Annotated in this window: 22 protein-coding genes; 10 read left to right on the forward strand and 12 right to left on the reverse strand. The window is 40.2% G+C overall.

The genetic code is table 11. The features are described from left to right. The first annotated feature begins 147 nt into the window (after positions 1 to 147). From B4C48_RS13820 to B4C48_RS13835, 4 genes are all read left to right on the forward strand, one after another. Positions 148 to 996 carry a class II glutamine amidotransferase gene (locus B4C48_RS13820; protein WP_291357490.1) on the forward strand — a complete coding sequence of 283 codons (849 nt, stop codon included), beginning with the start codon at positions 148 to 150 and terminating at the stop codon, positions 994 to 996. 416 nt (positions 997 to 1412) lie between these two features. Then, positions 1413 to 1868 carry a bacteriohemerythrin gene (locus B4C48_RS13825; protein WP_291357492.1) on the forward strand — a complete coding sequence of 152 codons (456 nt, stop codon included), beginning with the start codon at positions 1413 to 1415 and terminating at the stop codon, positions 1866 to 1868. A 141-nt stretch (positions 1869 to 2009) separates the two neighbouring features. Then, positions 2010 to 3092, forward strand: a complete 1083-nt coding sequence (locus B4C48_RS13830; protein ID WP_291357494.1) for a hypothetical protein — start codon at positions 2010 to 2012, stop codon at positions 3090 to 3092. Beyond that, on the forward strand, positions 3092 to 3415 hold the full coding sequence (locus B4C48_RS13835; RefSeq protein ID WP_291357496.1) for an RnfH family protein: 324 nt from the start codon (positions 3092 to 3094) through the stop codon (positions 3413 to 3415). Before B4C48_RS13830 ends, B4C48_RS13835 begins: the two co-directional genes overlap by 1 nt. 45 nt (positions 3416 to 3460) lie before the next feature. Here B4C48_RS13835 and B4C48_RS13840 read toward each other — a convergent pair whose 3' ends face one another. Further along, positions 3461 to 3859, reverse strand: a complete 399-nt coding sequence (locus B4C48_RS13840) for an outer membrane protein assembly factor BamE (protein WP_291357498.1) — start codon at positions 3857 to 3859, stop codon at positions 3461 to 3463. A 112-nt stretch (positions 3860 to 3971) separates the two neighbouring features. Between B4C48_RS13840 and fur the strand changes: the two genes are divergently transcribed. Then, positions 3972 to 4409, forward strand: a complete 438-nt coding sequence (gene fur, locus B4C48_RS13845; RefSeq protein WP_291357500.1) for a ferric iron uptake transcriptional regulator — start codon at positions 3972 to 3974, stop codon at positions 4407 to 4409. An 85-nt stretch (positions 4410 to 4494) separates the two neighbouring features. Here fur and B4C48_RS13850 read toward each other — a convergent pair whose 3' ends face one another. Together B4C48_RS13850 and B4C48_RS13855 are read right to left on the reverse strand one after the other, a co-directional pair. After that, the gene (locus tag B4C48_RS13850) at positions 4495 to 5616 is read right to left on the reverse strand and encodes a PilT/PilU family type 4a pilus ATPase (protein WP_291357502.1); all 1122 of its coding nucleotides are present in this window, start codon (positions 5614 to 5616) and stop codon (positions 4495 to 4497) included. Between the two features lie 26 nt (positions 5617 to 5642). Continuing rightward, positions 5643 to 6680 (reverse strand): type IV pilus twitching motility protein PilT, encoded by a 1038-nt coding sequence (locus B4C48_RS13855; protein WP_291357503.1) that lies wholly within the window; start codon positions 6678 to 6680, stop codon positions 5643 to 5645. A gap of 123 nt (positions 6681 to 6803) precedes the next feature. Here B4C48_RS13855 and B4C48_RS13860 point away from each other — a divergent pair, with 123 nt between their 5' ends. Then, on the forward strand, positions 6804 to 7490 hold the full coding sequence (locus B4C48_RS13860; RefSeq protein WP_291357505.1) for a YggS family pyridoxal phosphate-dependent enzyme: 687 nt from the start codon (positions 6804 to 6806) through the stop codon (positions 7488 to 7490). A gap of 162 nt (positions 7491 to 7652) precedes the next feature. After that, positions 7653 to 8450 (forward strand): thioesterase family protein, encoded by a 798-nt coding sequence (locus B4C48_RS13865; RefSeq protein ID WP_291357507.1) that lies wholly within the window; start codon positions 7653 to 7655, stop codon positions 8448 to 8450. 61 nt (positions 8451 to 8511) lie between these two features. Here the strand turns inward: B4C48_RS13865 and B4C48_RS13870 are convergent, their stop codons facing one another. From B4C48_RS13870 to B4C48_RS13885, 4 genes are all read right to left on the reverse strand, one after another. Next, positions 8512 to 12108 carry an AAA family ATPase gene (locus B4C48_RS13870; protein WP_291357509.1) on the reverse strand — a complete coding sequence of 1199 codons (3597 nt, stop codon included), beginning with the start codon at positions 12106 to 12108 and terminating at the stop codon, positions 8512 to 8514. Positions 12109 to 12117: 9 nt separating this feature from the next. After that, the gene (locus B4C48_RS13875) at positions 12118 to 13371 is read right to left on the reverse strand and encodes an exonuclease SbcCD subunit D (RefSeq protein WP_409449775.1); all 1254 of its coding nucleotides are present in this window, start codon (positions 13369 to 13371) and stop codon (positions 12118 to 12120) included. Positions 13372 to 13497: 126 nt separating this feature from the next. After that, a complete protein-coding gene (locus tag B4C48_RS13880) occupies positions 13498 to 13875 on the reverse strand; it encodes a VOC family protein (protein WP_291357511.1) in 378 nt (125 codons plus the stop codon). Positions 13876 to 14022: 147 nt separating this feature from the next. Then, positions 14023 to 15006: an MBL fold metallo-hydrolase gene (locus tag B4C48_RS13885; RefSeq protein WP_291357513.1), complete on the reverse strand. Its 984-nt coding sequence runs from the start codon at positions 15004 to 15006 to the stop codon at positions 14023 to 14025. 259 nt (positions 15007 to 15265) lie between these two features. Here B4C48_RS13885 and B4C48_RS13890 point away from each other — a divergent pair, with 259 nt between their 5' ends. Continuing rightward, positions 15266 to 15379: a hypothetical protein gene (locus tag B4C48_RS13890; RefSeq protein ID WP_291357515.1), complete on the forward strand. Its 114-nt coding sequence runs from the start codon at positions 15266 to 15268 to the stop codon at positions 15377 to 15379. A gap of 34 nt (positions 15380 to 15413) precedes the next feature. On the opposite strand, the gene B4C48_RS13895 is transcribed toward B4C48_RS13890, so the two are convergent. The 4 genes from B4C48_RS13895 to metG all read right to left on the reverse strand — a co-directional run bounded on the left by B4C48_RS13895 (position 15414) and on the right by metG (position 19743). Next, positions 15414 to 15599 (reverse strand): hypothetical protein, encoded by a 186-nt coding sequence (locus B4C48_RS13895; protein WP_291357517.1) that lies wholly within the window; start codon positions 15597 to 15599, stop codon positions 15414 to 15416. Positions 15600 to 15703: 104 nt separating this feature from the next. Next, positions 15704 to 17341 (reverse strand): hypothetical protein, encoded by a 1638-nt coding sequence (locus B4C48_RS13900; protein WP_291357519.1) that lies wholly within the window; start codon positions 17339 to 17341, stop codon positions 15704 to 15706. Between the two features lie 61 nt (positions 17342 to 17402). Beyond that, positions 17403 to 17540, reverse strand: coding sequence for a hypothetical protein (locus tag B4C48_RS13905; RefSeq protein ID WP_291357521.1), 138 nt, complete (start codon positions 17538 to 17540; stop codon positions 17403 to 17405). A 145-nt stretch (positions 17541 to 17685) separates the two neighbouring features. After that, entirely contained in the window at positions 17686 to 19743 is a 2058-nt protein-coding gene (gene metG, locus B4C48_RS13910) for a methionine--tRNA ligase (RefSeq protein ID WP_291357523.1), read from the reverse strand. A 308-nt stretch (positions 19744 to 20051) separates the two neighbouring features. Between metG and B4C48_RS13915 the strand changes: the two genes are divergently transcribed. Continuing rightward, entirely contained in the window at positions 20052 to 20885 is an 834-nt protein-coding gene (locus tag B4C48_RS13915) for a hypothetical protein (RefSeq protein WP_291357525.1), read from the forward strand. 271 nt (positions 20886 to 21156) lie between these two features. Beyond that, entirely contained in the window at positions 21157 to 21960 is an 804-nt protein-coding gene (locus B4C48_RS13920) for a hypothetical protein (RefSeq protein ID WP_291357527.1), read from the forward strand. Between the two features lie 355 nt (positions 21961 to 22315). Here B4C48_RS13920 and B4C48_RS13925 read toward each other — a convergent pair whose 3' ends face one another. Further along, positions 22316 to 22510 carry a hypothetical protein gene (locus B4C48_RS13925; RefSeq protein ID WP_291357528.1) on the reverse strand — a complete coding sequence of 65 codons (195 nt, stop codon included), beginning with the start codon at positions 22508 to 22510 and terminating at the stop codon, positions 22316 to 22318. Positions 22511 to 22658: the final 148 nt, after the last annotated feature.

Genomic DNA, 22658 nt, shown 5'->3' on the forward strand with positions numbered 1-22658 from the left:
GCTATTTTCACCAGTTTAATTTGATGCTGATCAAAACCTTATTTTCCTTATCCATAAAATCGTAATGACTAGCGTGAATTGAGATTTACATTGGCCTGTTGAGTATGCAAAATAGAAAAATCATGTATTTGCTGTTTGATCAAGATTATGTGCCAGTTGCTCGGAATGAATTGTGCTACGCCCACGGATGTAACTTTTTCGTTTCGGGGCTTTTCTCAACGTGCCGGCGTTACATCCGACCACTGCGATGGTTTTGGCATTGCTTTTTTTGAAGATAAAGCCTGCCGACTTTTTGTCGATAATCAATCCGCGGTTGAATCTCCGATTGCCGAGCTGATCCGGAATTACCCCATTAAATCACGCAATGTGATTGCGCATATCCGTAAGGCCACGCAAGGCAAAATTAATCTGGAAAATTCACATCCCTTTAGCCGTGAGCTTTGGGGACGGCAGTGGATTTTTGCCCATAATGGTGATTTGCATGACTTCAACCCGACTTTATCCGGTCGATTTACTCCGGTGGGCAATACCGATAGCGAACGTGCGTTCTGTTTTCTGCTAGATCAATTGGTGCTGAAATTTGGTTATCATGAACCCAAGCTTGATCAAATTTTTGATTTATTAACAGAAATATCTCCTAAAATAGCCGAACACGGAACATTCAATTTCTGCTTATCGAATGGTCAGGCGCTGTTTACTTATGCCATCACCAAACTCCATTGGCTGGTAAGGGAATATCCTTTCAAACCGGCACAACTGATTGATCTGGATGTAGAAGTTGATTTCAGTCAGGTAACGACACCAGAAGATCGTGTGGCTGTGATTACCACAGAACCTTTAACCCAAAATGAAACCTGGACCGCTTTTGTGCCAGGAGAGATGATTTTATTTCGGGATGGTCGACCTGTTCGACATCAATTGACCCATATTGAGCGTCTAGAACGTGAACGATTAGATCCGACATTAAAACGAATCACCAAGGCTGATCAATATTAATTGCACAGTACTTGAGATGAAGAATTAGAGCCAGATAGATGAATATCTGGCTTTATTATTTATGATGAGTTGAAGTATTTTAAAATTTTATTGCCAGATTTTAATCTTTCGGGCTGTTAGATATTTTTATATAATCGTACTATATTTTTTGAGTATAATTAAAAAATGAATTTAAAAATTATAGTTTATAAAATTATATAAACGCTTGAATAAAGCATATTTTTTTAATAATTATGGTTAAAAAATACTTTATCTTTTTGGTCGGAGTTTATATATAAATAAATACATATCAAATGGTTATGAAATTGATAAGAAAAAACCTTGAAAGCCGACTATTTTAGTTCATTTTTATTTGTTGAATATCAATATATTATTAATTTATGTGATTAATTATTTATATTTATAGGGTGGTCGTAATGAAAATGAAATGGGTTCCAGAATATAATACTGGTATCGATGTGATTGACGATCAGCATAAACGAATTCTTGATTATATTAATGAAATTCAAGATTGTTCTGAAACTACCGATCGGGCCCGTATTAAACAGATTCTTGAAAATATTATTGATTATACTCAATCACATTTTACCTTTGAAGAGTCATTACAAGAAGAAGCAGGTTATAAATATCGGGTTCCGCATAAGCGTGTGCATGATTTATTTATTAAAAAGATTGAATCATACCGTGACCGTTTTGAAATGGGACAGGCGATTGAAACAGAGTTACATGAAGTACTTTCAAAATGGCTGATTAATCATATTCAGCACGATGATGCTGATTATGTCGGTGCCGTAAAAGAAAACATGATCGGCCTTATTAAAGAAAAAGAACAGAAAAAAGGCAAAAACTGGTTTGCTCGTTTTTTCTCATAACACGTTAAACGAGATAACAATAATTAAAAAAAGATAATAATCCTGCGCGGCAAATCATTAGGCATGATGGTTTGCTTTTTCTTTTTGATTTTCCCCTATGACAAAGGCAAAATAGCGACAGACTTTTTTTAGGAACGCATCATGCAGGACAATGCTATGACACGATGGCTATCAGCGCTGATGGCATTTTGCTTATCTTTTATTATCATTGCCACATTAGCACCGATGGTAGGAATTCAGCTTGATCGCCAGCTTGATTTTTGGCTGTTATGGTTAGCGACCATGCTTATTTTGGCCTTACCGATCTGCTATTTAGAAATTGCTTTGGCAAAGCGCTCTAAAACCACAGCTTTAAATGCTTTGTCCAGCTTGACGCGTGATGCTGATGCGTCGCAAAAATGGCGTATCGTAGGCTGGTTGGCCGTAGTGTTTATTCCTTTCTTGGCCGGAGGGATGCTGTCCAATGCGAGCCAGTTACTTGGGCATTTTGCCGGTAATGGAATTGCACCTCAGTTTTTATTTATTGGCTTAGCTATTGCTGCAATTTTACTTTCATTTGCACCACGAAAAATTATTCTGTTTTTAACTGTAATAGAGGTTTTTGCTTCTTTAATTCTGGCCAATGTGATGGGAACTGCTTTACCTGCTTGGCATGTGACCCCGGTTGAATTTAGCGAGTGGGGCAGTGCAACTGTACTGGCATTGGTGGCCAGCGGTCTAGGTATGGGCTTGTACTGGCAAAGTAGTCTGGCAACTGTTCAACAGCAAGATGCTGCAAGCAAAACCGTATTGCCGATCTGGATTGCCCAGTTACTCGCCGTGATTGCTTTCGGTTTCTTTGCGGCCAATGCGCAAATTCCGAGTTATGCTTTTGTTATTGCAGTGGTGAGCACCGCGGCATTGTTATTGCAAATGGTGCGTGAGCAGTTGTTGCAGCGTCAGTTAAATATCGTGATTCAATGGCTGATTATTTTGGTCGCGGTATTGGTTTGGGGCATTCCAGCCATCAGTCCAGTGTTTAATAGCGTGCTGATGCTTTGGGGCTTAGTTATCTGCCTGATCTATGCCATTTTTGCCGGATGGATCATGAAGATTAGTCATCTGCGTAAATCGATGAATTTCAGCAATGAGTTATTTTATAACTTATGGCGTATTGCTGTGCGTGTGGTATTACCCATTTCGATTATCTTGGCGATGATCGCAATCATTGGGCAATTGTTCTAATGAGTGAAACACAACAGGTTTGGGTCGCCTATGCGGCTCCGAAGCAACAGTTTCATATTGCAGTGCCTTTTCAGCAAGGAATGACTGCTCTAGAAGCAATTGAACAAAGTGGTATTCGGGCACAAGTTGACTTGGCAGAACCGCTTGCTTTGGGAATTTTTGGTGTGCGTTTGAAAGATCTGCATCACCTCTTGCAAGCTGGTGACCGTGTCGAGATTTATCGTCCGCTAACTATCAATCCGAAGGATATTCGACGCAACCGTGCAGCAGCAAACCCGGTGGGACGTTATTGTCGCGGAAATCGCTTTAAACAATTGAAGTAACAAGAAAAACCCCTCAATGAGGGGTTTATTTTTATTTTAAAGCCGCTATAGTGGTGGCGCAGTTAAAATCGCTTCTTTTGAGCCAGGTAAGCCGGGTTGAGACTCTGGAATAGTTTCCAGGCCTTCAATTTTGATGACAGTACCGGTTTGATCGAAGTAAATTCTTAAATGTTGACCATGGGCTGCAGGAATGTTGGCTTTTTTAGCATAAGTTCCTGGGATATAGTTATAGATGTAGTCCCAACGTAAAGGATTCATTGGATCGGTTACTGTAGGGCTGCCCAGCAAAAAGCGAACTTGTTGGTGGCTCATACCGACTTGAATTTTTGATGCTTGTGCTTGAGTTAATGGTGTCCCTTGGGGAATATCAACTTTATAAACGCCCAAGGTCGAACAGCCTGCGAGCAGTGAAGTGACGAATAACGTCAACATGATTTTTTGCATTTTGCTACACTATCCCAAATTAATTATGATGCATTTGATCCACGGATAGATCATACTGCATCTTAACTTTGTTGCATATTCCAACTTTAAATTTGTTGAGAGACCCTTTTACATGCCTATTTCAAATCAAGATTTACGCAAAGCTGGACTTAAAGTTACGCTTCCACGAATAAAAATATTGGAATTATTAGAAAATTCAAGACAACATCATTTAAGCGCAGAAGATATTTATAAGACTCTACTTGAACAGGGTGAAGATGTCGGTTTAGCAACTGTGTACCGCGTGTTAACACAGTTTGAAGCTGCGGGTATTATTCAACGTCATCATTTTGAAAATAATCATTCAGTTTTCGAAATTATGCAAGAAGATCACCACGATCATATTGTCTGCCAGAACTGCAATAAGGTGGTTGAATTCACCAATGACGTGATTGAACATCAGCAACATGAAGTGGCTGAAAAGTTCGGTTTCACTTTAACCGGTCACTCTTTAAATCTTTATGGTTATTGCGATGCAGCTGAATGCCAGGAAGCATTACGTAAAAAATAACACTGACTTAGAATCAGTAAAAAAAACAGGCTTCATTTGAAGCCTGTTTTTTTTTATATATTAGATTCGCATTTTAGTCCCAGGATTAAGCCTGGCCATCAAAGGTAATATTTGAACTGGCACGCATTAAGCGATCACCACCTTCTTCAGACAACTTGATTTGCAAACGCAGATCGTTTGGTGAATCGGCGTGTTTCAATGCATCTTTATAGGTAATCTGCTTGGCTTTATACAAGTCAAACAAGGCTTGGTCAAAGGTTTGCATGCCCAGTTCACGTGAACGTTTCATCAAATCCTTAATTTCGTGCACATCCCCTTTACGGATCAGGTCAGAAATTAAAGGTGAGTTGATCAGGATTTCAATTGCAGCACGACGTGAATTGCCGTCCACGGTTGGAATCAACTGCTGCGCAACCACTGCTTTTAAATTAAGCGACAAGTCCATAAATAACTGGCTATGACGGTCAGCTTCAAAGAAGTGAATAATACGGTCAATCGCCTGGTTGGCATTGTTGGCGTGCAGGGTGGCAAAAACCAGGTGACCGGTTTCGGCAAAGGCAATGGCATAATCCATGGTTTCACGTGAACGAATCTCACCAATCAGAATTACGTCGGGTGCTTGACGCAGGGTATTTTTCAACGCGATTTCAAAAGTGTCCGTATCAATTCCGACTTCACGCTGGGTAATAATACAGCCCGCATGTTCATGAATGAATTCGATCGGGTCTTCAATGGTGATGATATGACCTTTAGAATTCTGGTTGCGGTAACCAATAATTGACGCCAAAGAGGTCGATTTACCGGTACCCGTTGCACCAACAAAAATGATGATGCCACGTTTGGTCATCGCCAGTTCTTTTAAAATAGGCGGTAACTTGAGGTCATCCATGGTTGGAATCACGGTTTCAATACGACGAAGCACCATACCTGGCTGATCGCGCTGTTGAAATGCGCTGACACGGAAACGCGCTGTTTTATCTCGGTTATTGATGGCGAAGTTACATTCGCGTGTTTCGGCAAATTCTTTACGCTGCTTATCACTCATAATCGAGTTTAAAAGCTGTCCCACAACTTCGCCAGTCAGTTTGGTTTTTGCAATAGGTACAATCTGACCATTAATTTTCATGGATGGTTCAACATCAGCCGTAATAAACAAGTCTGATGCCTGTTGTTGAACCATCAAATTGAGCAAGTCATTAAAATCCATAATAAGAACCCCAATCCGTTTTCAACTTATAGGAATGATTCTGGTTGTTTCGCCATTGTGCGGGCAGTTTGCGGACTGATCACGCCTTTTGAAACCAAGGTTTTTAAGCTTTGATCAAGTGTGGTCATGCCGTAGTTGGCACCGGTTTGAATGGCAGAATACATTTGCGCCACTTTGTTTTCACGGATCAGGTTACGGATAGCTGGAATACCAATCATGATTTCGTGTGCAGCGACACGTCCACCGCCATTTTTCTTGAGCAGGGTTTGTGAAATCACGGCTTGTAATGATTCAGACAACATGGCACGTACCATGTCTTTTTCTTCAGCCGGGAATACGTCAATCACACGGTCAATGGTTTTTGCCGCAGAGGTGGTATGTAGGGTACCGAACACCAAATGACCGGTTTCAGCGGCAGTTAAGGCCAAGCGGATAGTTTCAAGGTCACGCATCTCACCGACCAGGATAATATCCGGGTCTTCACGCAGTGCTGAACGAAGCGCTTCATTAAAGCCATGAGTATCACGATGCACTTCACGCTGGTTGACCAGGCATTTTTTGGATTCGTGCACAAATTCGATTGGGTCTTCTACTGTTAAAATATGGTCATAACGCTGATCGTTAATATAGTCGATCATGGCAGCCAGCGTGGTTGATTTACCTGAACCGGTCGGTCCGGTTACCAGTACGATACCGCGCGGGAAATTACAAATATCTTTGAAGATTTGACCCATGCCCAAATCTTCAATAGTGAGTACTTTTGAAGGAATGGTACGGAATACCGCACCTGCACCACGGTTCTGGTTAAATGCGTTGACACGGAAACGGGCTACCCCTGGAACTTCAAATGAAAAGTCAGTCTCTAACTTTTCTTCAAAATCACGACGCTGTTTATCATTCATAATGTCATACACAAGTTTGTGTACTTCTTTATGTTCCAAAGCAGGCAGGTTAATACGGCGAACTTCACCATCGACACGGATCAGTGGCGGCATCCCCGCAGATAAGTGTAAATCTGATGCCCCGTTTTTAGCTGAAAATGCTAAAAGTTCAGTAATATCCATAATTTCCCCGAGTTCATTTAAATGTTATTTATTTTGATAGAATAATAAGGCTTTCCCTGAGCTTAACCAACAGTTAGTTTAAAGGGAAGGCAAAAAAAGATGAATGAAATGAGAACCTCGTCAATGAATAGTCTTCAACAGTCACGAAATCAAGTTATACAGCAAATTGAAGAGGCCTGTAAACACGCCCGGCGCGATGTAGGAAGCGTGCATTTGCTGGCGGTTTCAAAGACCCATCCAAGTGAGTCTTTACGTGAGATGTACCAAGCCGGACAACGTGCATTTGGAGAAAATTATTTACAGGAAGCCTTAGATAAAATTGAATCTTTAACTGATCTGGATATTGAATGGCATTTTATTGGTCATGTGCAGCGCAACAAAACTAAACATCTGGCAGAAAAGTTTGCCTGGGTACATGGGGTAGACCGTTTGATTATTGCAGAGCGCTTGTCGAATCAGCGTGAGGCGACGCAGGTGCCTTTGAATATCTGTTTGCAGGTCAATATTGATGCGCAAGACACTAAAGATGGTTGCCAGCCGGATGAAGTGGCGGGATTGGTTAAAAGTATTAGCCAGCTTCCACATTTAAAACTGCGTGGCTTGATGGTGATTCCTGCTCCCAATAATCCACAAGCGTTTAAAGATGCCAAAGCCTTGTTCGACACTGTCAAAATCGAACATGCCCATCCTGAAGATTGGGATACCTTAAGCATGGGTATGTCAGGTGATATGAATGAGGCGATTGCCGCCGGTTCGACTATGGTTCGTGTGGGTACGGCCTTGTTTGGTGCACGGGATTATTCAAAATAAAGTATCTATATCGAGCCATATTGAACATTTGAAAACTGAACTTTAGGGTTCAGTTTTTGCTTTAAAAATTGAGCTTTCCACTAAAGTTGAGTACAAAAGAAAGCGTCTAAGGAAATAGTCTGTATAAAAATCATTTATTCGACTAATAAAATAGGGAAGTTTATGACGGCATATTATCAATTGATTGGGCGAAATACGGATGTGACCGGAGAAGTCACGGCGCATTACCGCTCAACTATACTGGCTCAAGGGGCATGGAACGAGCATGAGCAGCATATGGCGCCAGCGACAGGTATTATCTGTGCGGAATTAGACCGTTTTATGCCACGGCAGGATATGCGGATTGGCCGGATCAGTTTAGATATCTTAGGTCTGATTCCTGCTGGAGAGTTTAGTGTCACCACCAAAGTCATTCGCCCCGGAAAAACCATTGAGTTGATTGAGTCAGAAATGAAAGCTCAGGGTAAAAGCTGTATCGTTGCACGTACCTGGCGCATGATGACGCAAAATAGCCATGACATTAAAGGCTTGGAAGATGCGCATGGAAGTACGCCTGAACATGCGCCAGTGTGGGAAGGAGTTCGTCAGTGGCCGGGTGGGTATATTCAGTCGATAGAAGCGCGAAGTCATCAGCGCCGTGCAGGAAAGGGTATTGTTTGGCTGCGAACGCCACATGACATGGTTGAAGGTGAACCGACCAGTGATTTTGTCCGCTTAATGGGGATGGTTGATACCGCCAATGGCATTGTGCCACGTCAAGAAACACCTTTTAGCTGGGGCTTTCCTAATCTGGATTTACAGATCCATATGCACCGTTTACCGCAGGGTCAGTGGCTCGGTCTGGAAACCATGCAGCAATATGGCGACGATGGTATTGGTCTAACCAGTTCCGTATTGCATGATCTTTCCGGACCATTTGGACGCAGTGAGCAGATTCTGACTTTACGTCCCATGGCATAGATTTTTGCAAATAAAAGCCTAGAGTATTTCTAGACTTTTTTATGATTTTCGGATTTTAAAATTACCCTACCACTTGAATGGTACTTGCCCCTGCGCCAAGAGGGTTAACCTGTATCTGTACCGGAATACGTTCGTGCATTTCCTGAATATGCGAGATTAATACCACTTTACGGCCCTGACTTTGCAACTGATCCAAGGCATTCATCACCATATATAAAGATGATGCATCTAAAGTTCCAAAACCTTCATCAATGAACAGCGATTCAATTTTCATCGAACCTGAAGCCATATTGGCAATCGCCAGAGATAAGGCCAGTGCGGTCAAGAAAGATTCACCGCCAGAAAGCGATGCAACAGAACGGGTTTCGCCATCCATGTCATGGTCAATAATGGCCAGACTCAAGGAATTGTCCAGACGTTTTAAGGTATAGCGCTGCGACAGCAACGCCAGTTGCTGGTTGGCATGTTCAATTAAAATATCCAGATTATATTGCTGGGCATAATCGCGGAATTTCTTGCCGCTCGCATCGCCCATCAGTCCTGAAATTTTGCTCCAGCGATGTTCCTCCTGCTGGATTTGCTGAATTTTTTCCGCATATTGCTGCTGTTTAGCAATATTACGCTGATGCATTTCAAGTTTAAGTTTTAGCTGGTCACGAATTTCAAGCTGGGCTTTTAAGGCCTCAAGATTCACGCTGATCAGTTGAGCGAGTTGTTCAAACTGCATGTCAGGTGTCTGTAACAAATGTTCGGCATGCTGTTCCTGCATGGTTTTCAGCGCAGAGGAGGCTTCATTGAGCAATCGTTCAGCATTGTGCAGTTTGCTACGCATCTGCTGTTCTTGCTCACTGTTGATTTGAATCAAATCTGCCAGGTCATCACGATTAAAATCGGTATGCTGTTTTAACCAGTGTTCAATTTCCGTATGGCATTGCTCGGAAGCTTTCAGGTTTTGCTGATGCTGCGCTTTAAGCTGTTCCAGCTCACTTTTCTGCTTTTCAAAATTGAAACGTAACTGTTCAAAGCTTTGTTTGAGCTGCTGGTAATGCTGCTGTAACTGCTGGCGTTTACTGTCGTGCTCTGCCAGCCATTCATTCGGTTTGAGCTCGGTGAGTCCAGTCATGCCATGAATAAGCTGATTGGCCGTTTCAGTATTTTGTTGTCCTTTGAGGGCAATGTCGTTTAATGCCTGCTGGATATCCAGCAATTGCTGATTAAGATTTTGCTGATGGGTGCTCAATAAACTGAGTTGCTGCTTTTGCTGATCGAGCTGCTTGTTTAAAGTATCCAGTTGATCCAGATGCGATAGACGGGCATTTAAGCGTTTTAATACCTGCTCTGCAGATTGGATGCTGTGCTGATGCCAAGCCTGCTGTTCAGTTTGGTTCAGGCAATTCTGAATATGCTGAACTTGCTGTTGTAAATGCTTTGCCGCAGTAATTTGATGTTCGGTACTGCTCATGCTTTGGATGAGTTGTTGCTGGGCTTTCAGGTTTTGGCTTAAATTTTCCAGCTGATGTTCAATAGTCCGAATATCCTGTTCAAATTGAGTCAGCTGCTGGGTCATCTCAGATTTAATTTGCTCTTGAGATTGCTCCAGATCGAGCTGTATTTTTAACTGTTGCAGTTGCTGGGCCAATTCATTTTTTAAGCCTGATAATTTTTCCCGCATGTGCTGATGGGCGTGGCTGGTCTGGGTGAATTCTGCTTGCTGGCTAGCGAAGTTTTGCTGGGCAGTCTGCCAGTCCTTAAAGCAGTCTTGTTCCTTGCTCAAAGCCTGTTGTTCTTGCTGTTGTTGCAATTCAAACAAGGCTTTGGAAACCAGTGTTTCATCCTGACGGTAAGGATGTGAGGTGCTGCCACACACCAGACAGGCTTCTCCGGCTTTGAGCTGTGTGCGTAAATGTTCAATATTTTCAGCATGCAACAATTGCTGTTGTTGCAAGACCTGCTGCAATTGAATCCGTTCAGCTTTGGCAGTTTGAAAATTCAGTTCTGCTTGTTGAGTGGCTTTTTCAGATTGCTGAGCCTGGCTATTCAGTTGAGTCAGTTTTTCATTTAATTGTTTCGATTCAGTGTGCAGCTCAAAATAATCTTTAAGTTTTTGCTGAATAAAGTTGAGCTGATTGAGTTGTACCAGTTTCTGTTCACGTGACTGGCGCTGTTGTTCCAGCTGGATTTCAATCTGTTCAACCGGACCAAATTGGCTTATGAACCGATCTAATTCCGCCTTATTTTCAGCAAGTTTGGTTTCCGCTGAACTGATCTGCCCCAGACTATTTTCAATATTTTGATATTGCGAAATGAACTGGCTTAATTGCTGGATATGTGCGTTTAAGCCTTTATCTAAACTGGAGAATTGCTGGCTTTGGTCCAGTTGCTGATGAAGCTGATGCTGTTGCTGCACATACTGCTGAATCTGTAATTCAATGGTTTGCTGTTGTTCCCGTAAAGGCTGTTGCTGATTTTCCAGCTGGAGCGAACGGGCTTTAATCTTCTTGTATTCTTCACCAATAAAATCCCGTTCCTGCACGCATTTACGTACTTGGAGCAGCGCTTCATGATGCTGCTGTTCAAATTGCTGTAAGGTATTTAAATCTGTTTCGGCTTGAATATATTGGGCTTTTTCAGCTTCAAACTGACGGCTTAATCCATCAAAACTGCTTTGAGTGTGCTGAATCTGTGGTTCGAGTTGTTGTTGGGCTTTGAATAACTGCTGCTGCTGAAACATGACCGAACGAATACTGGAAAATATTTGCAGGCGATTTAAACGGTCTTGTTCAGGGGCTAAATTCTGCTGAGCCTGTTTTTGCTGATCATAAACCTGCTGCTTCAGAATAATTTCACTGTCCAGCTTTTGCTTGCGCGCAAACCATTGCTGCTGTTTTTCCAGCTGTGCTTTTTCATTTTCCAACTGGTGATATGCCTGATTCACTTGCTGAAATTGATGCGTTAATTCAGTTACTGCTTCATCAGACAAGATTTCAATATGACCGAGAATATTCTCGATTTCTTTACGCTGACTGGCAACCAGCTTGGTTTTTTCATAAGCCAGCTGACCAATTTTTCCAAAAATAGTGGAGTTGGTCAGATATTCCAGCAGTTCACCGCGTTCATTATCGCGAGCTTTCAGAAATGCGGTCACTTCGGATTGAGCCAGTAGCACCGCGCGAGTAAATTGCTCAAAACTGAGCTGGCAGATTTGATGAATATTGGCATCGACGGCCTTGGCTTTATCGGCAATCACTACGCCGTCAGTCAGGCATTTTAAATAGCGTTGCACACTTTGTAATTTACCGCTGGCATTTTCCCGGGCACGTTTGATTTCCCAGCGTGCCAGATAATGTTTCTGATCTTGCGCAACAAAACAAAGTTCGGCAAAACCATGCGCCGTACCACGACGTAAAACGGTCAAAGGCGAATTGGTGAGTAATTCAGAACCATCGACATCGACCAGTTTACCGTCGCTGTCTTTTAAACGCGGAATTTTATTGAATAGGGCCAGACACATGGCATCCAAAATGGTGGATTTGCCGGCACCGGTTTTACCGACGATGGCAATCAAACCCGCACTGGCCAAAGGTTCAGTTTCAAAATCAATAAAGTGTTCACCTGAAAGCGAAGCTAAGTTTTTTATACGAATGGATAAAATTTTCATGGATAGTTCTTAACGTATCTGTTGTTCTTCAAGTGATTTCTGTGCTTCGTGCATCAGACTCATAAAATCTTTTAAGACATTTTCATCATTGCTATAGCCTTGTTTTTCCCAGATCTGCTGAAACAGTTTGTCTGGTGTCGGCGGTTCTAGACAAATTTTGGCAATGGTAGAACTGTTATTGTCCGCAGATAAATATTGTCGTGAAATGCGCACCAGACGATAACGGTTTTTAGGCAGCGCTTCTTCAAACTGTTGTCTGAGATTAGGCAAAGGCGGGGTCAAGGTGTGATATTCAATATCGACATATTCACGATGGTCAATCTGTGCAATTTCCCCTTCAGGCAAGGCCTTCAGCTTTTCAATTACTTCATTTAATTCACCACGAACTTTATGCAGTTGAATACAGCGCGGGATAGCAAGTGCTTCAAACTGAAAACGTGATTGATCCTGTTTTAACGCATCAATCTGTACATCCACCACCTGATGTTTATAGTTGATTTCACTAAAGGACAAAGGGATCGGTGAGCCGCTATAACGGATATGCGGATGCTGGACTTTTTGCGGTTTATGCAAATGCCCCAGTGCGACATAGTCAATGCAGTCATCAAATAAAGCAGTCGATAAAGCTTCTTCATTGCCTATAATAATTGGGCGTTCAGAATCAGAAGTTTCACCGCCTTGCATATGCGCATGCGACATTAAAATCAGCGCCTGATCATCCGTTTTACGTTTTTTGGCTTCTGCAATGAGTTGCTGGTGTAAATAGGCAATCGCATTTTGACTATTGGTGGTGTGTTCATTAAACCCGGTAATTTCTGCCGGACGTAAGAAGGGTAGCGCTAAGCACCACGCCACAATCTGTTTCTGCTCATCATAAATCGGCACCAGCAAGCGGTCTAAATCGATCTGACCTTCGGCATTTTTATGAATCACACCGACGGTTCTGGCATTGTATTTTTCAAGTAATGGCTCGACCTGCTCAATGCGATAACCCGAGTCATGATTACCGGCAATCATCAGCGTTTGCATATGCGGGGCAAGGGCATGGGCATCGGCTAAAAATTGATAGAGCTGTTTTTGCGCAGCGGATGCAGGATTGATGACATCAAAAATATCACCAGCGATGAGTAGGGCATGTGGCTGTTTCTGCTCGATTTGTTGAAGTAGCCAACTTAAAAACTGTTCATGTTCATACTGGCGTGAATGGTTATAAAAGAATTGTCCCAGATGCCAGTCTGATGTATGAAAAAAATGAACAGCCATGTAACGCCCCAAATCACAATGCATGATGAGGCTATAAATTACCATAAATGCAGCCACTTATTCTGCAATTCATCGCAGGTGCGACTGCTTGAGTGGTATTAATTCATTAGAATTTATAAGCTTTTTTTATTGCGCTTTTTCATCGGCCTCAACCAGGCCGAAGGTATTTTGATCCAGGTCAAGAAAATATCCCTGCCAGCAACGTCCTGGAATAGCGAATTTAGCCATGGCAACTTGACCACCGGCCTGCAGAATCTTTTTCGATGTTTCATCAAAATTTTCAACCAGTACAGAACAGGTATAGGCATTGGTGCCGCAATGGATTGGAGGGATTCCAGCCGGGCGTTTCAGTAATCCGCCCGACATGTTTTCAGTTTCGATCTGATAATATTCAATAGGAAGGCCTTCAACTTGAGTAAATTTCCAGCCAAAAACAGTCTGATAAAAATGTATGTCTCTTGAGAGATCCGAAGACTGGATTTCAAAATAAACAATGTTATTCATGATCTGATCCTAATTTTTCTGAATCATTGAGAAAAATTTTCACGATGGTTTTGCTGCATTATTTCTTTGCTGCATGATTAAAGTGAAAATTTAAACCTAATATCAGCATTTACAGACCTTCCTCATCATTTATAAGCCTAAATATATTTAGTCTTTAAAATGTACCGGAATCCACTGATAACTCTTCCCATCTTTAGAATAAATATGACCTAGACCGGGGAAAGGTAAATGCGGTGCTGCAATCAGCTGACCTTCTTTGGCATATTCAGTAAAGTGTTTTAAGCGGGTTTGTACCGCTGCTTTGGGATCAACATCAAATTCAATGGCGGTTTCAGGACGGTCAAACTGAAGGGTATGGGAATGCACGATATCACCAATAAATACCGCTTCCTGACCATCAGACTTCAATTTAAAGCTGTAATGTCCGGGTGTATGACCAAAGGATGGTTTAAATTCGATACCGCCAAATGCCAATGATTTGTCTGAAAAAACTTTAACCTTTTTGGCTTTTTCATATGGAGCCAAAGCTGCTTTAATTTTTTCAACTGTGTCTAAGAAGCTCGTCTGTTTTTCCTTGGGTATTTTTTTAACGGTATTGGGATTGAGCCAGTAGTCATATTCGGTTTTGGCAATATGCAGTGATGCATTTGGATAATTGGCAACGCCATTGTTGGAAATGCCGCAGACATGGTCAGGGTGCAAGTGGGTGAGGAAGATCTCATTCACTTGTTCAGGCTTATATCCTGATGCTTTAAGGTTGTTATAGATAGAGCCCAAATGTGCACCAAAGCAGCTTGCAGCACCGCTATCCACCATCAACAGCTGATTGCCTGTATTGATTAAAAAGGCATTGACTGAGGTTTGAATACCTTTAGCCTGATCGGCATAGTATTTCTTTAAAATTTCAGTTTTTTGTTGCTCGCTTAAGCCTTTAAACATGGATGGGTTTAGGTAGTTGGTTCCATCAAGTAGGGCAGTGATTTGGGTATTACCCAATTGCTGATGGTAATAACCTGCGACCTGTTTTTGTTTTGAAATAGGCGCCGGTTCAGCAGCATAACTGTTCATGTTGATCAGTAGTGTGCTGCTAGCGAGTAGAAGGGCAACGAGGCTTTTATTAAAAATGTTCATGACTATTTTTGTGCTTTTAAAGAGATACTTATGTATTAGCATGGATATCGGTAAATTTGAATAAGTTTTAAGATTCATGTGTTACGACTCTTATTACAGTAGGAGAGTCATCTGTATTAGAAATTAAATAGGTATCTGTATATTGATTTTTTACTTTTTATTCTATTAAAACTTATTATTTAATAAAAACTTAGATTGATTTCACTTTTATTTGAATACGCGCTAACATGGTGCAAATTTGCATTTTTTGGGTAGTGATATGAGTTTTTGGAGAAAGAAAAACAAAGCAAGTTTCGTATTTTTTATTATTACGCTGTATTCCTTTCTGGGTTTTGGAATTGGTTTTGTGATTTGGGAATTTATGCTGAATTAAGCAGATGGAAAAAGCCTCTAGTGATAGGGGCTTTTTAGTTTTTAGAAACATTGAAAATGAATAGATCAAGTAGGGCAGTGATTTGAGTGTTGATGAGTGGGTGGTGATAACAGTCAGCGACTTGTTTTTGAGCTGGAATGGTAGTGGGTTCAGCTGCTTGAGTTGTGATGGCTGTGGTGTTTAGAGCTAGGGCTAGGAAAAATGGTTTTAAATTTTTCATAGGTTTCTTATAAGTTCTAATTGGATAAGCTATTTTTAGCATGAAAAAATTAGATTATCCATTTAGCACTATATGCAAATAAGAGTAATTTTTTTTACTATAAATTAATTCTGGTCATATCTCCAATGAAAAACCATTTTTGCTAAAGTTTTCATATCCATACTATTTTTCATTTTTTCAAATGCTTTAGAAGTATCTTTTTTAGCCAGATAAAGCTGTTTAATTTCTTCATCACTTTCTAAGTTAAATAAAGGTTTTAAACCGTCAAAATGATTCATAAATGTTCCCCATTTATAGGCTTGTTTAAAGCTTTTATAACCATTGGGACTAGCTAGACTAATTAAAAGATAATCTTTTAAAAAGTGCTCTTGATGTTTTCCTGCTGCATAACGAATTGTTTCAAAAGCACTATCCATAAAATTTAATGCTTCTGCATTGTTATTTTGCTTAAACAAAAGAACACCGCGAATCCATTGTTCTAACCATGGATATACGATGTCATTCTGGCAAGATCGGTATTCTTTAAGCCAATGATCTAAAGCTAGTTTATTATTTAAGACATCAAGATAACCATGATGATAGTTTTCTATATTTGCTAAAAATTGTTTAGGATTAGCTTGAGATTGCAAATATCGAAAGCCAGCTTTTAATGTAATTAAGTTAAAGTTAGCAGGGAAATGATCATCAAAATCAGGTAAATCATTTGTACGCCCGACACGTTGTACATGCAAAGCTAATTCTGCACCAGCTTGTAAGCAGTTTTTTTGGAATGATTGAAATACTAAAAAATTAGTCATTTCTTCAATATTAACGTTATTTTCGATATTGTATGGGTCTGAAGCCATTATATTTTTTTGTTCATTCATTATAGCTTTCATTTCATCATTATAAAAAATATGAAAATCTTTATAGATTGCGTCTAAATAAGATCTAAGTTTTTCAGACATTATTTGTAAAAAACTTGTTCCATAATTTTCTTTAATTTGCTGAGAACAATAAGTACAAAAGCGTGCAATTAGTAAAAAGAATAAATAACTTTCTTGTCTTTCTTTTGGAATAGCATGTGATTTAAAGGCTCGATCAAAGGTAGTTTTAAGCATTGCAAAAGCAGGCAAAGTTTTATCTTTTAACCAATTATCAACATTCCATAAGTCTTTTTCTTGTAGATCACTCTTAGAGGTAGTTAAAAGACTTTGTTCTAATGAGTGAAAGTTGTTTTGATCTAAGTTTTCAGACGTATAAATCCATTGCATAATTTTGCTTAAAGGTGTTTGATTATTCGTCTCTAAAAACCAATAAAAATCTTGTGGTGCATGAACATCTTTAAAAAAATCTGCGTAGGACTCTTTATATTTCAGAATTGAAATTGGAAGTCTGGGAAGAATAGTAGTTTGAATAATAAATTCAAAAGAATCTTTTTTATTTAAATAAGTATGATTTTCAAGGACGGCCCCTAGATAGCATTGAAATAAATCTTTTAGTGTATCTAAAATTGAGTGCTGCAAATGCCATGTTGGGAAGAGATCAGCGATTGCAGAATGTAGGGCTTGCATGTGCAAATCAAAGTTTTCTAAAAAATTAGAACTTTTTTCTTTTGCAAAGCGCTGTAAGCTTTTTTGGAGACTTTTATTTTCAATTTTTAAATCTAAAATTTGTTCAGATTTACTCGGAATAATACCTAAGGCATCATAAGTAAATTTTATTAAATCACCTTGTGATGGAAATTGTGCTAAAGCGTGCATGATGCCCCCATAGATTGAATAATAAGAAGCATTCTTTTAAATGCTTCTTAAGAAAAATAAATTACTTTTTACGGCTAGGATTTAATTGAGTACCGCGATTGCCTTGTGATTTATCATAAGCGATGTTTGTACCATTAGTTCCTTTATTAGGATTAGTTTGATTAGCTGAGTTATTTTGTGGGGTTGTTTGCTTACTCACTTTAAAATCTCCATGATGTAGTGTTTGAGTAAACTCATCATAAAAAATTTATTATTTAAACTCGAAGAATTTTGGCGACAAAAATTTGAGTCATAAAAAAAAGCCCCTACATCAGTAGAGGCTTTTTTTATCTAAGATCGAAATCTTAAGACACTTTATCACCCGGTTTAGCACCAGATTCAGGTGAAATCACCCAAACGCCATCGCCATTACCTGCAGCTAAAACCATTCCGTTAGAAATACCAAAACGCATCTTACGCGGTGCAAGGTTCGCAACCATCACCACCAATTTGCCTTTTAAGTCTTCTGGCTTATAGAACTCACGAATACCGCTAAATACATTACGTGGCTCAGCTTCACCGACATTTAAAGTCAATTGAAGCAGCTTGTCAGAACCTTCAACGTGAGCCGCTTCAAGAACTTCAGCGACACGCAGGTCAACTTTCATAAAGTCATCAATAGTAATGATCTCAGCTTCGCCCACTTTAGGTTCAGCTTTCTTTTCTACCTTTTTCTCTTTTTTCTTTTCCGCTTTTGGTGCTTCAGCAGGCGCAGCTAAAGAATCTTTAGATGCATCGACCATTGCAGCTACAGCTTTCGGGTCAACACGCTGCATAAGCGGTTGGAACAACGCAATTTCATGACCAACCAAGATGTCTTTACGAGATTCGAAGTTGAAGCTTTCAAGTTGTAAGAAGTCTTGAACTTGAGCAGCTAAAGTTGGAAGCACTGGGCTTAAGTAAACCGCCAATTGACGGAACAAGTTGATGCCGACAGAACATACGTCGTGAACCTGTTGCTCTTCGCCATCAATCTTCGCAAGTGCCCAAGGCTTTTTCTCGTCGATATATTGGTTGGCTTTGTCTGCAAGCGCCATGATTTCACGAATGGCCGCAGAGAACTCACGTGCTTCATATTGAGCAGCAATTGATGTACCTGCATCAATAAAGCTTTGCACCAATTCAGGCTCTGCACAAGTTGCGCTTAACTTGTTGTCAAATTTGGTGTTAATGAACTTTGCACAACGGCTGGCAATGTTTACCACTTTACCAACAAGGTCAGAGTTTACTTTCTGCACGAAGTCATCAAGGTTCAAGTCAGAATCTTCAACTTTGTCTGAAAGTTTAGACGCGAAGTAGTAACGTAAGTATTCAGGGTTCAAGTGCTCTAAATACGTTTCAGCTTTAATGAACGTCCCACGAGATTTCGACATCTTTTGACCATTTACCGTCAAGAAACCATTTACGAATAGGCTTGTTGGTGTGCGGTAGTTTGCACCTTCAAGCATTGCAGGCCAGAATAATGCATGGAAATATACGATATCTTTACCAATGAAGTGATACACCTCATTTTGAGAATCTTTTTTCCAGTAATCGTCAAAGCTTAAGTCAGGACGTTTGGTTTTGATGTAGTTTTCAAAGCTCGACATATAGCCAATCGGCGCATCGACCCAAACGTAGAAAAATTTGTTTGGCGCATCTGGTATTTCAAAACCGAAATATGGCGCATCACGAGAAATATCCCAATCTGACAAACCTGCTTCAAACCATTCATCTAACTTGTTGGCAATGGATACAGGTAAACGACCTTGGTCACGTGTCCATTTTTGCAGGTATTCGCCAAAATTCGGCAGTTTAAAGAAGTAGTGATCTGAAGATTTCTCTACCGGCGTTGCACCACTTAACGTCGATTTTGGATTTAAAAGTTCAGTTGCGTTATACGTTGTACCGCAGACTTCACATGAGTCGCCATATTGGTCTTCCGCTTTACATTTCGGACAGGTACCTTTAATGAAACGGTCTGACAGGAACATGCCTTTTTCAGGGTCGAACAATTGCTTGACAGGACGTACTGCAATGTTGTCTGCTTCACGGTTTTTAATATAAATTTCTGATGCACGTGCCTGGTTTTCAGGGCTATTGGTTGAATCGTAATGATCGAAATCAACTTTAAAGCCGGCGAAGTCGCGTTCATGTTCTTTTTGAACGTTGGCAATTTGCGCTTCAGGTGAAATGCCATTCGCTTCGGCACGCAGCATGATCGCTGTACCGTGAGCATCATCCGCACAGACATAAGTCACGTTATGACCCATTGCACGCATGGCACGTACCCAAATATCAGCTTGGATATAACCGAGTAAGTGACCCATATGGATCGGGCCATTGGCGTATGGAAGGGCGTTGGTGACTAAGATATTACGCACGGATCTGACTCTCTCATTCGTATATTATGCAATGGGCGATAATTTTACATGATGCAGAGGGGATTACAAAGAAATGCTTTCGCTGAAGCGCAATGAATAAAGCGGCCTGAATATTCAAATACAAAAGATGATCTCATCCGATGAGCGACTATTAAACAGTTGATCGAGTTACGTTAACGCTACTTTCTGCGATCAATAGCAACAACATGTACAGGCTTTGTTGTAATTTGCTTAATTCGTCTACTGAGTTGCATAGGTTGTGCTAAAAAATTGTCTGATAATTTTAATGACACCTCAGGAGGGTACTCATGACTCAGAATAACCAGACAAGTACTTCGAAGCATAATCAAGATGATAAACAACAACATGCACGCGAACTGAATGACCAATTGGCAAAAGAGCAAAAGCAGAACGAGATCGATAAACAGCATAAGCAGGAAAATCAGGACGTTCTAGACGCTCAGAAAAATAATACTGATGAAAAGTCTGAAGCTAAGCAAGGCGCTCAGTCGAATAATGACGTACATGCTGACCAAAAAGATAATTCTGATCATTCTAAAGAAGCTCAGTCTGGCCAGTCAGATAAAAAATCTGAAAGCATTAAGATGGATGACTTAAAAGCCAAGGCGATCGCGATTGGTGAGGAACTGCTGAAAAAAGGCGAAAAGATTCTGAATGACTTAAAAAATGGCAAGTCAGACAGTCAGCAAAATGGTGAGCAAGGTTCTGCTGATTCTAAACAGGCGAAAACGGACCAGAAGTCTGAAGGTAAATCGGCAAATCAGTCAGATAAACAAAACGCTAAAGAAGGTCAGGCTGATCAGCAGGATCTGATGGCTAATTTAAAAGAAGCTCTGCATAAGTTTGAAGACACCAAACAGAAGATTACTGAGTTAGTCAGTGAAGCTTCAACCAAATTGGGTGAGCTAAGACAGATGGCGACTGACACAATGAGTAAAATGAAAGGAGAAGGTCAATCTCAGTCAGGGGATTCGAAAGAGCAAGATTCTTCGTCCAAGGACAATCAGGATAAACAGCAGAACTCAGCTCAGGCCAATCACAAAGATGACGCTAAAAAAGGTCAGGATCAAACCGGTCAATCTGAACAACACAAGTCTGACCAAAATAAACATCATAAATAATGGTTTCAACTTTCAATTTCCTTCAGTCAGGGCATGATTGAAGGGGCGAGAAAGGCCGAAAATTTAAAATCGTTTCGATAGCATTAACACATGGTCCATCTGCATCTTGGGCCATGTCTAAATCAGGCGAACTGTTATTTAGTAGGACTGAGGTTGATTCAATCTCGATGGGGATTTAATCAACCTCATCGTATTTATTCTATAGCGCTATGTGCTGTATTGAATACCTGTGATAATAGGTAGTTAAAGCAATATGCTATGAGTAAAGACCATGATTGACGAAGATGATTTTGATTACGAACAGCCTATTACCCGCATGAAGCAAAATGCCAGCAGTCAAAAACAATTGGGCAGTCAAATTTTAAAAGATGCTGAGCAATACCTTGAAGATATCTCGGCAGATGAACATGCTTTTCTCATCAAAACATTATTGGGCTTCGCCGATCAAGAACCGTATTTTCAAGTACTGGCAGAAGAACTCGATCAACCTGTTGGGGCGAAATTTGCCAATGACGCTTTAAACCTGCTTTATTTCTGGCAAACAATTCATCAGTTTGAAGATGTAGACAAATTCAATTTAATCGATGTAATCAACACGGAAGATTTTCAGACTGAAATGCTGAAAGCTTTTGATGCTCTAAACATTACAGAGCATAAAGCACAGCGTCGCCTCGTGCTTCTGGAAGCATTCAAGTTATACAAATTGGGTTTTTATGCAGGATGTATTCCGATGTTGTATGCACAACTTGAAGGAATCTTGACTGATGTCCTGATTGAGGCCGGGTTTTTAAAGCAAAACGGCACCAAATTTGTGGATGTATATAAAATTGTTCCGGGCCTAAAAGGCAATGAAATTAAAAGCCTGTGGCATAAGGCAAAAATTGCAGCTGAATTAAATACTTATTTTCCTGAACTTGCTGCTTATAAGATGGACAGCAGTTCAACCGTGAGCATGAGTCGCCATAACATTTTGCACGGTACAGATCTGAATCATTTTAATCAGGGACGCAGTTTTATCTTGTTTATCTGGCTGTTTTCTGCGGTCAGCTTTATGAGTACGCTTAAATACTCATAAAACCAGAATATCAAGCGGAAGTCGGTTGGGTTGAGCTTAGTTGATCGGGTGGCTAGACTAGAGATAGATCAATGGAATTTTGATATTCAAAACAGATAAAAAATCTATCTCTTTTCTATGGTTTTAATCATCTATGGCTTTAATCAGCAGTGGCTTTTAAAAGAAATTTTTAGCTTTGGGGTGATGCAAGTCATTTAAAGGAGTGAATGCGATTGCATCTTAGCCAAACTTTATTATTAATGGTTTATCATTCTTTATGGCGCATCGAAATTCTCAAACCTGAGTAGGGGAAGTGATACTCAAGTTGATATTCCGTATTCTAATTCGCTAAATCACTAGAAAGATCTAATGAAATTTATAGCTCACGCCAGACTTTATTTTCGTCTTGCAAAGACACAGTGAAATTAAAATTTGAATCGTCTGATACAAGTAAGCTCGTAGGGGTATGCATAACTACTTTTAAAATTGTCCCTTCTTCAAATACGAGGGGATTGCAGTTTTCTTTTTGCAAGATGACTGGTTTTAATAATTCAATTACTAACTTTTCCATTTCACTTCCCTTGTAGATTAGAAATTAGGTTAATAATAGCATAAATTGCTAGATATTTAACCAATTTTATCAGTTTTGCGAGTTAAATCAAAAACAAACGGATAAAATTTACCACGTAGTTTACAGCTTGAATCAAAAAATGAGAAAG

The organism is Acinetobacter sp. UBA3106 (assembly GCA_002365595.1).
GTDB lineage: Bacteria > Pseudomonadota > Gammaproteobacteria > Pseudomonadales > Moraxellaceae > Acinetobacter.

What these genes read in the sequence shown, in the direction of transcription:
- B4C48_RS13820 (WP_291357490.1), top strand. Translation starts at nt 148, where the DNA reads ATGTGCCAGTTGCTCGGAATGAATTGTGCTACGCCCACGGATGTAACT.
- B4C48_RS13825 (WP_291357492.1), top strand. Translation starts at nt 1,413, where the DNA reads ATGAAAATGAAATGGGTTCCAGAATATAATACTGGTATCGATGTGATT.
- B4C48_RS13830 (WP_291357494.1), top strand. Translation starts at nt 2,010, where the DNA reads ATGCAGGACAATGCTATGACACGATGGCTATCAGCGCTGATGGCATTT.
- B4C48_RS13835 (WP_291357496.1), top strand. Translation starts at nt 3,092, where the DNA reads ATGAGTGAAACACAACAGGTTTGGGTCGCCTATGCGGCTCCGAAGCAA.
- B4C48_RS13840 (WP_291357498.1), bottom strand. Translation starts at nt 3,859, where the DNA reads ATGCAAAAAATCATGTTGACGTTATTCGTCACTTCACTGCTCGCAGGC.
- fur (WP_291357500.1), top strand. Translation starts at nt 3,972, where the DNA reads ATGCCTATTTCAAATCAAGATTTACGCAAAGCTGGACTTAAAGTTACG.
- B4C48_RS13850 (WP_291357502.1), bottom strand. Translation starts at nt 5,616, where the DNA reads ATGGATTTTAATGACTTGCTCAATTTGATGGTTCAACAACAGGCATCA.
- B4C48_RS13855 (WP_291357503.1), bottom strand. Translation starts at nt 6,680, where the DNA reads ATGGATATTACTGAACTTTTAGCATTTTCAGCTAAAAACGGGGCATCA.
- B4C48_RS13860 (WP_291357505.1), top strand. Translation starts at nt 6,804, where the DNA reads ATGAATAGTCTTCAACAGTCACGAAATCAAGTTATACAGCAAATTGAA.
- B4C48_RS13865 (WP_291357507.1), top strand. Translation starts at nt 7,653, where the DNA reads ATGACGGCATATTATCAATTGATTGGGCGAAATACGGATGTGACCGGA.
- B4C48_RS13870 (WP_291357509.1), bottom strand. Translation starts at nt 12,108, where the DNA reads ATGAAAATTTTATCCATTCGTATAAAAAACTTAGCTTCGCTTTCAGGT.
- B4C48_RS13875 (WP_409449775.1), bottom strand. Translation starts at nt 13,371, where the DNA reads ATGGCTGTTCATTTTTTTCATACATCAGACTGGCATCTGGGACAATTC.
- B4C48_RS13880 (WP_291357511.1), bottom strand. Translation starts at nt 13,875, where the DNA reads ATGAATAACATTGTTTATTTTGAAATCCAGTCTTCGGATCTCTCAAGA.
- B4C48_RS13885 (WP_291357513.1), bottom strand. Translation starts at nt 15,006, where the DNA reads ATGAACATTTTTAATAAAAGCCTCGTTGCCCTTCTACTCGCTAGCAGC.
- B4C48_RS13890 (WP_291357515.1), top strand. Translation starts at nt 15,266, where the DNA reads ATGAGTTTTTGGAGAAAGAAAAACAAAGCAAGTTTCGTATTTTTTATT.
- B4C48_RS13895 (WP_291357517.1), bottom strand. Translation starts at nt 15,599, where the DNA reads ATGAAAAATTTAAAACCATTTTTCCTAGCCCTAGCTCTAAACACCACA.
- B4C48_RS13900 (WP_291357519.1), bottom strand. Translation starts at nt 17,341, where the DNA reads ATGCACGCTTTAGCACAATTTCCATCACAAGGTGATTTAATAAAATTT.
- B4C48_RS13915 (WP_291357525.1), top strand. Translation starts at nt 20,052, where the DNA reads ATGACTCAGAATAACCAGACAAGTACTTCGAAGCATAATCAAGATGAT.
- B4C48_RS13920 (WP_291357527.1), top strand. Translation starts at nt 21,157, where the DNA reads ATGATTGACGAAGATGATTTTGATTACGAACAGCCTATTACCCGCATG.
- B4C48_RS13925 (WP_291357528.1), bottom strand. Translation starts at nt 22,510, where the DNA reads ATGGAAAAGTTAGTAATTGAATTATTAAAACCAGTCATCTTGCAAAAA.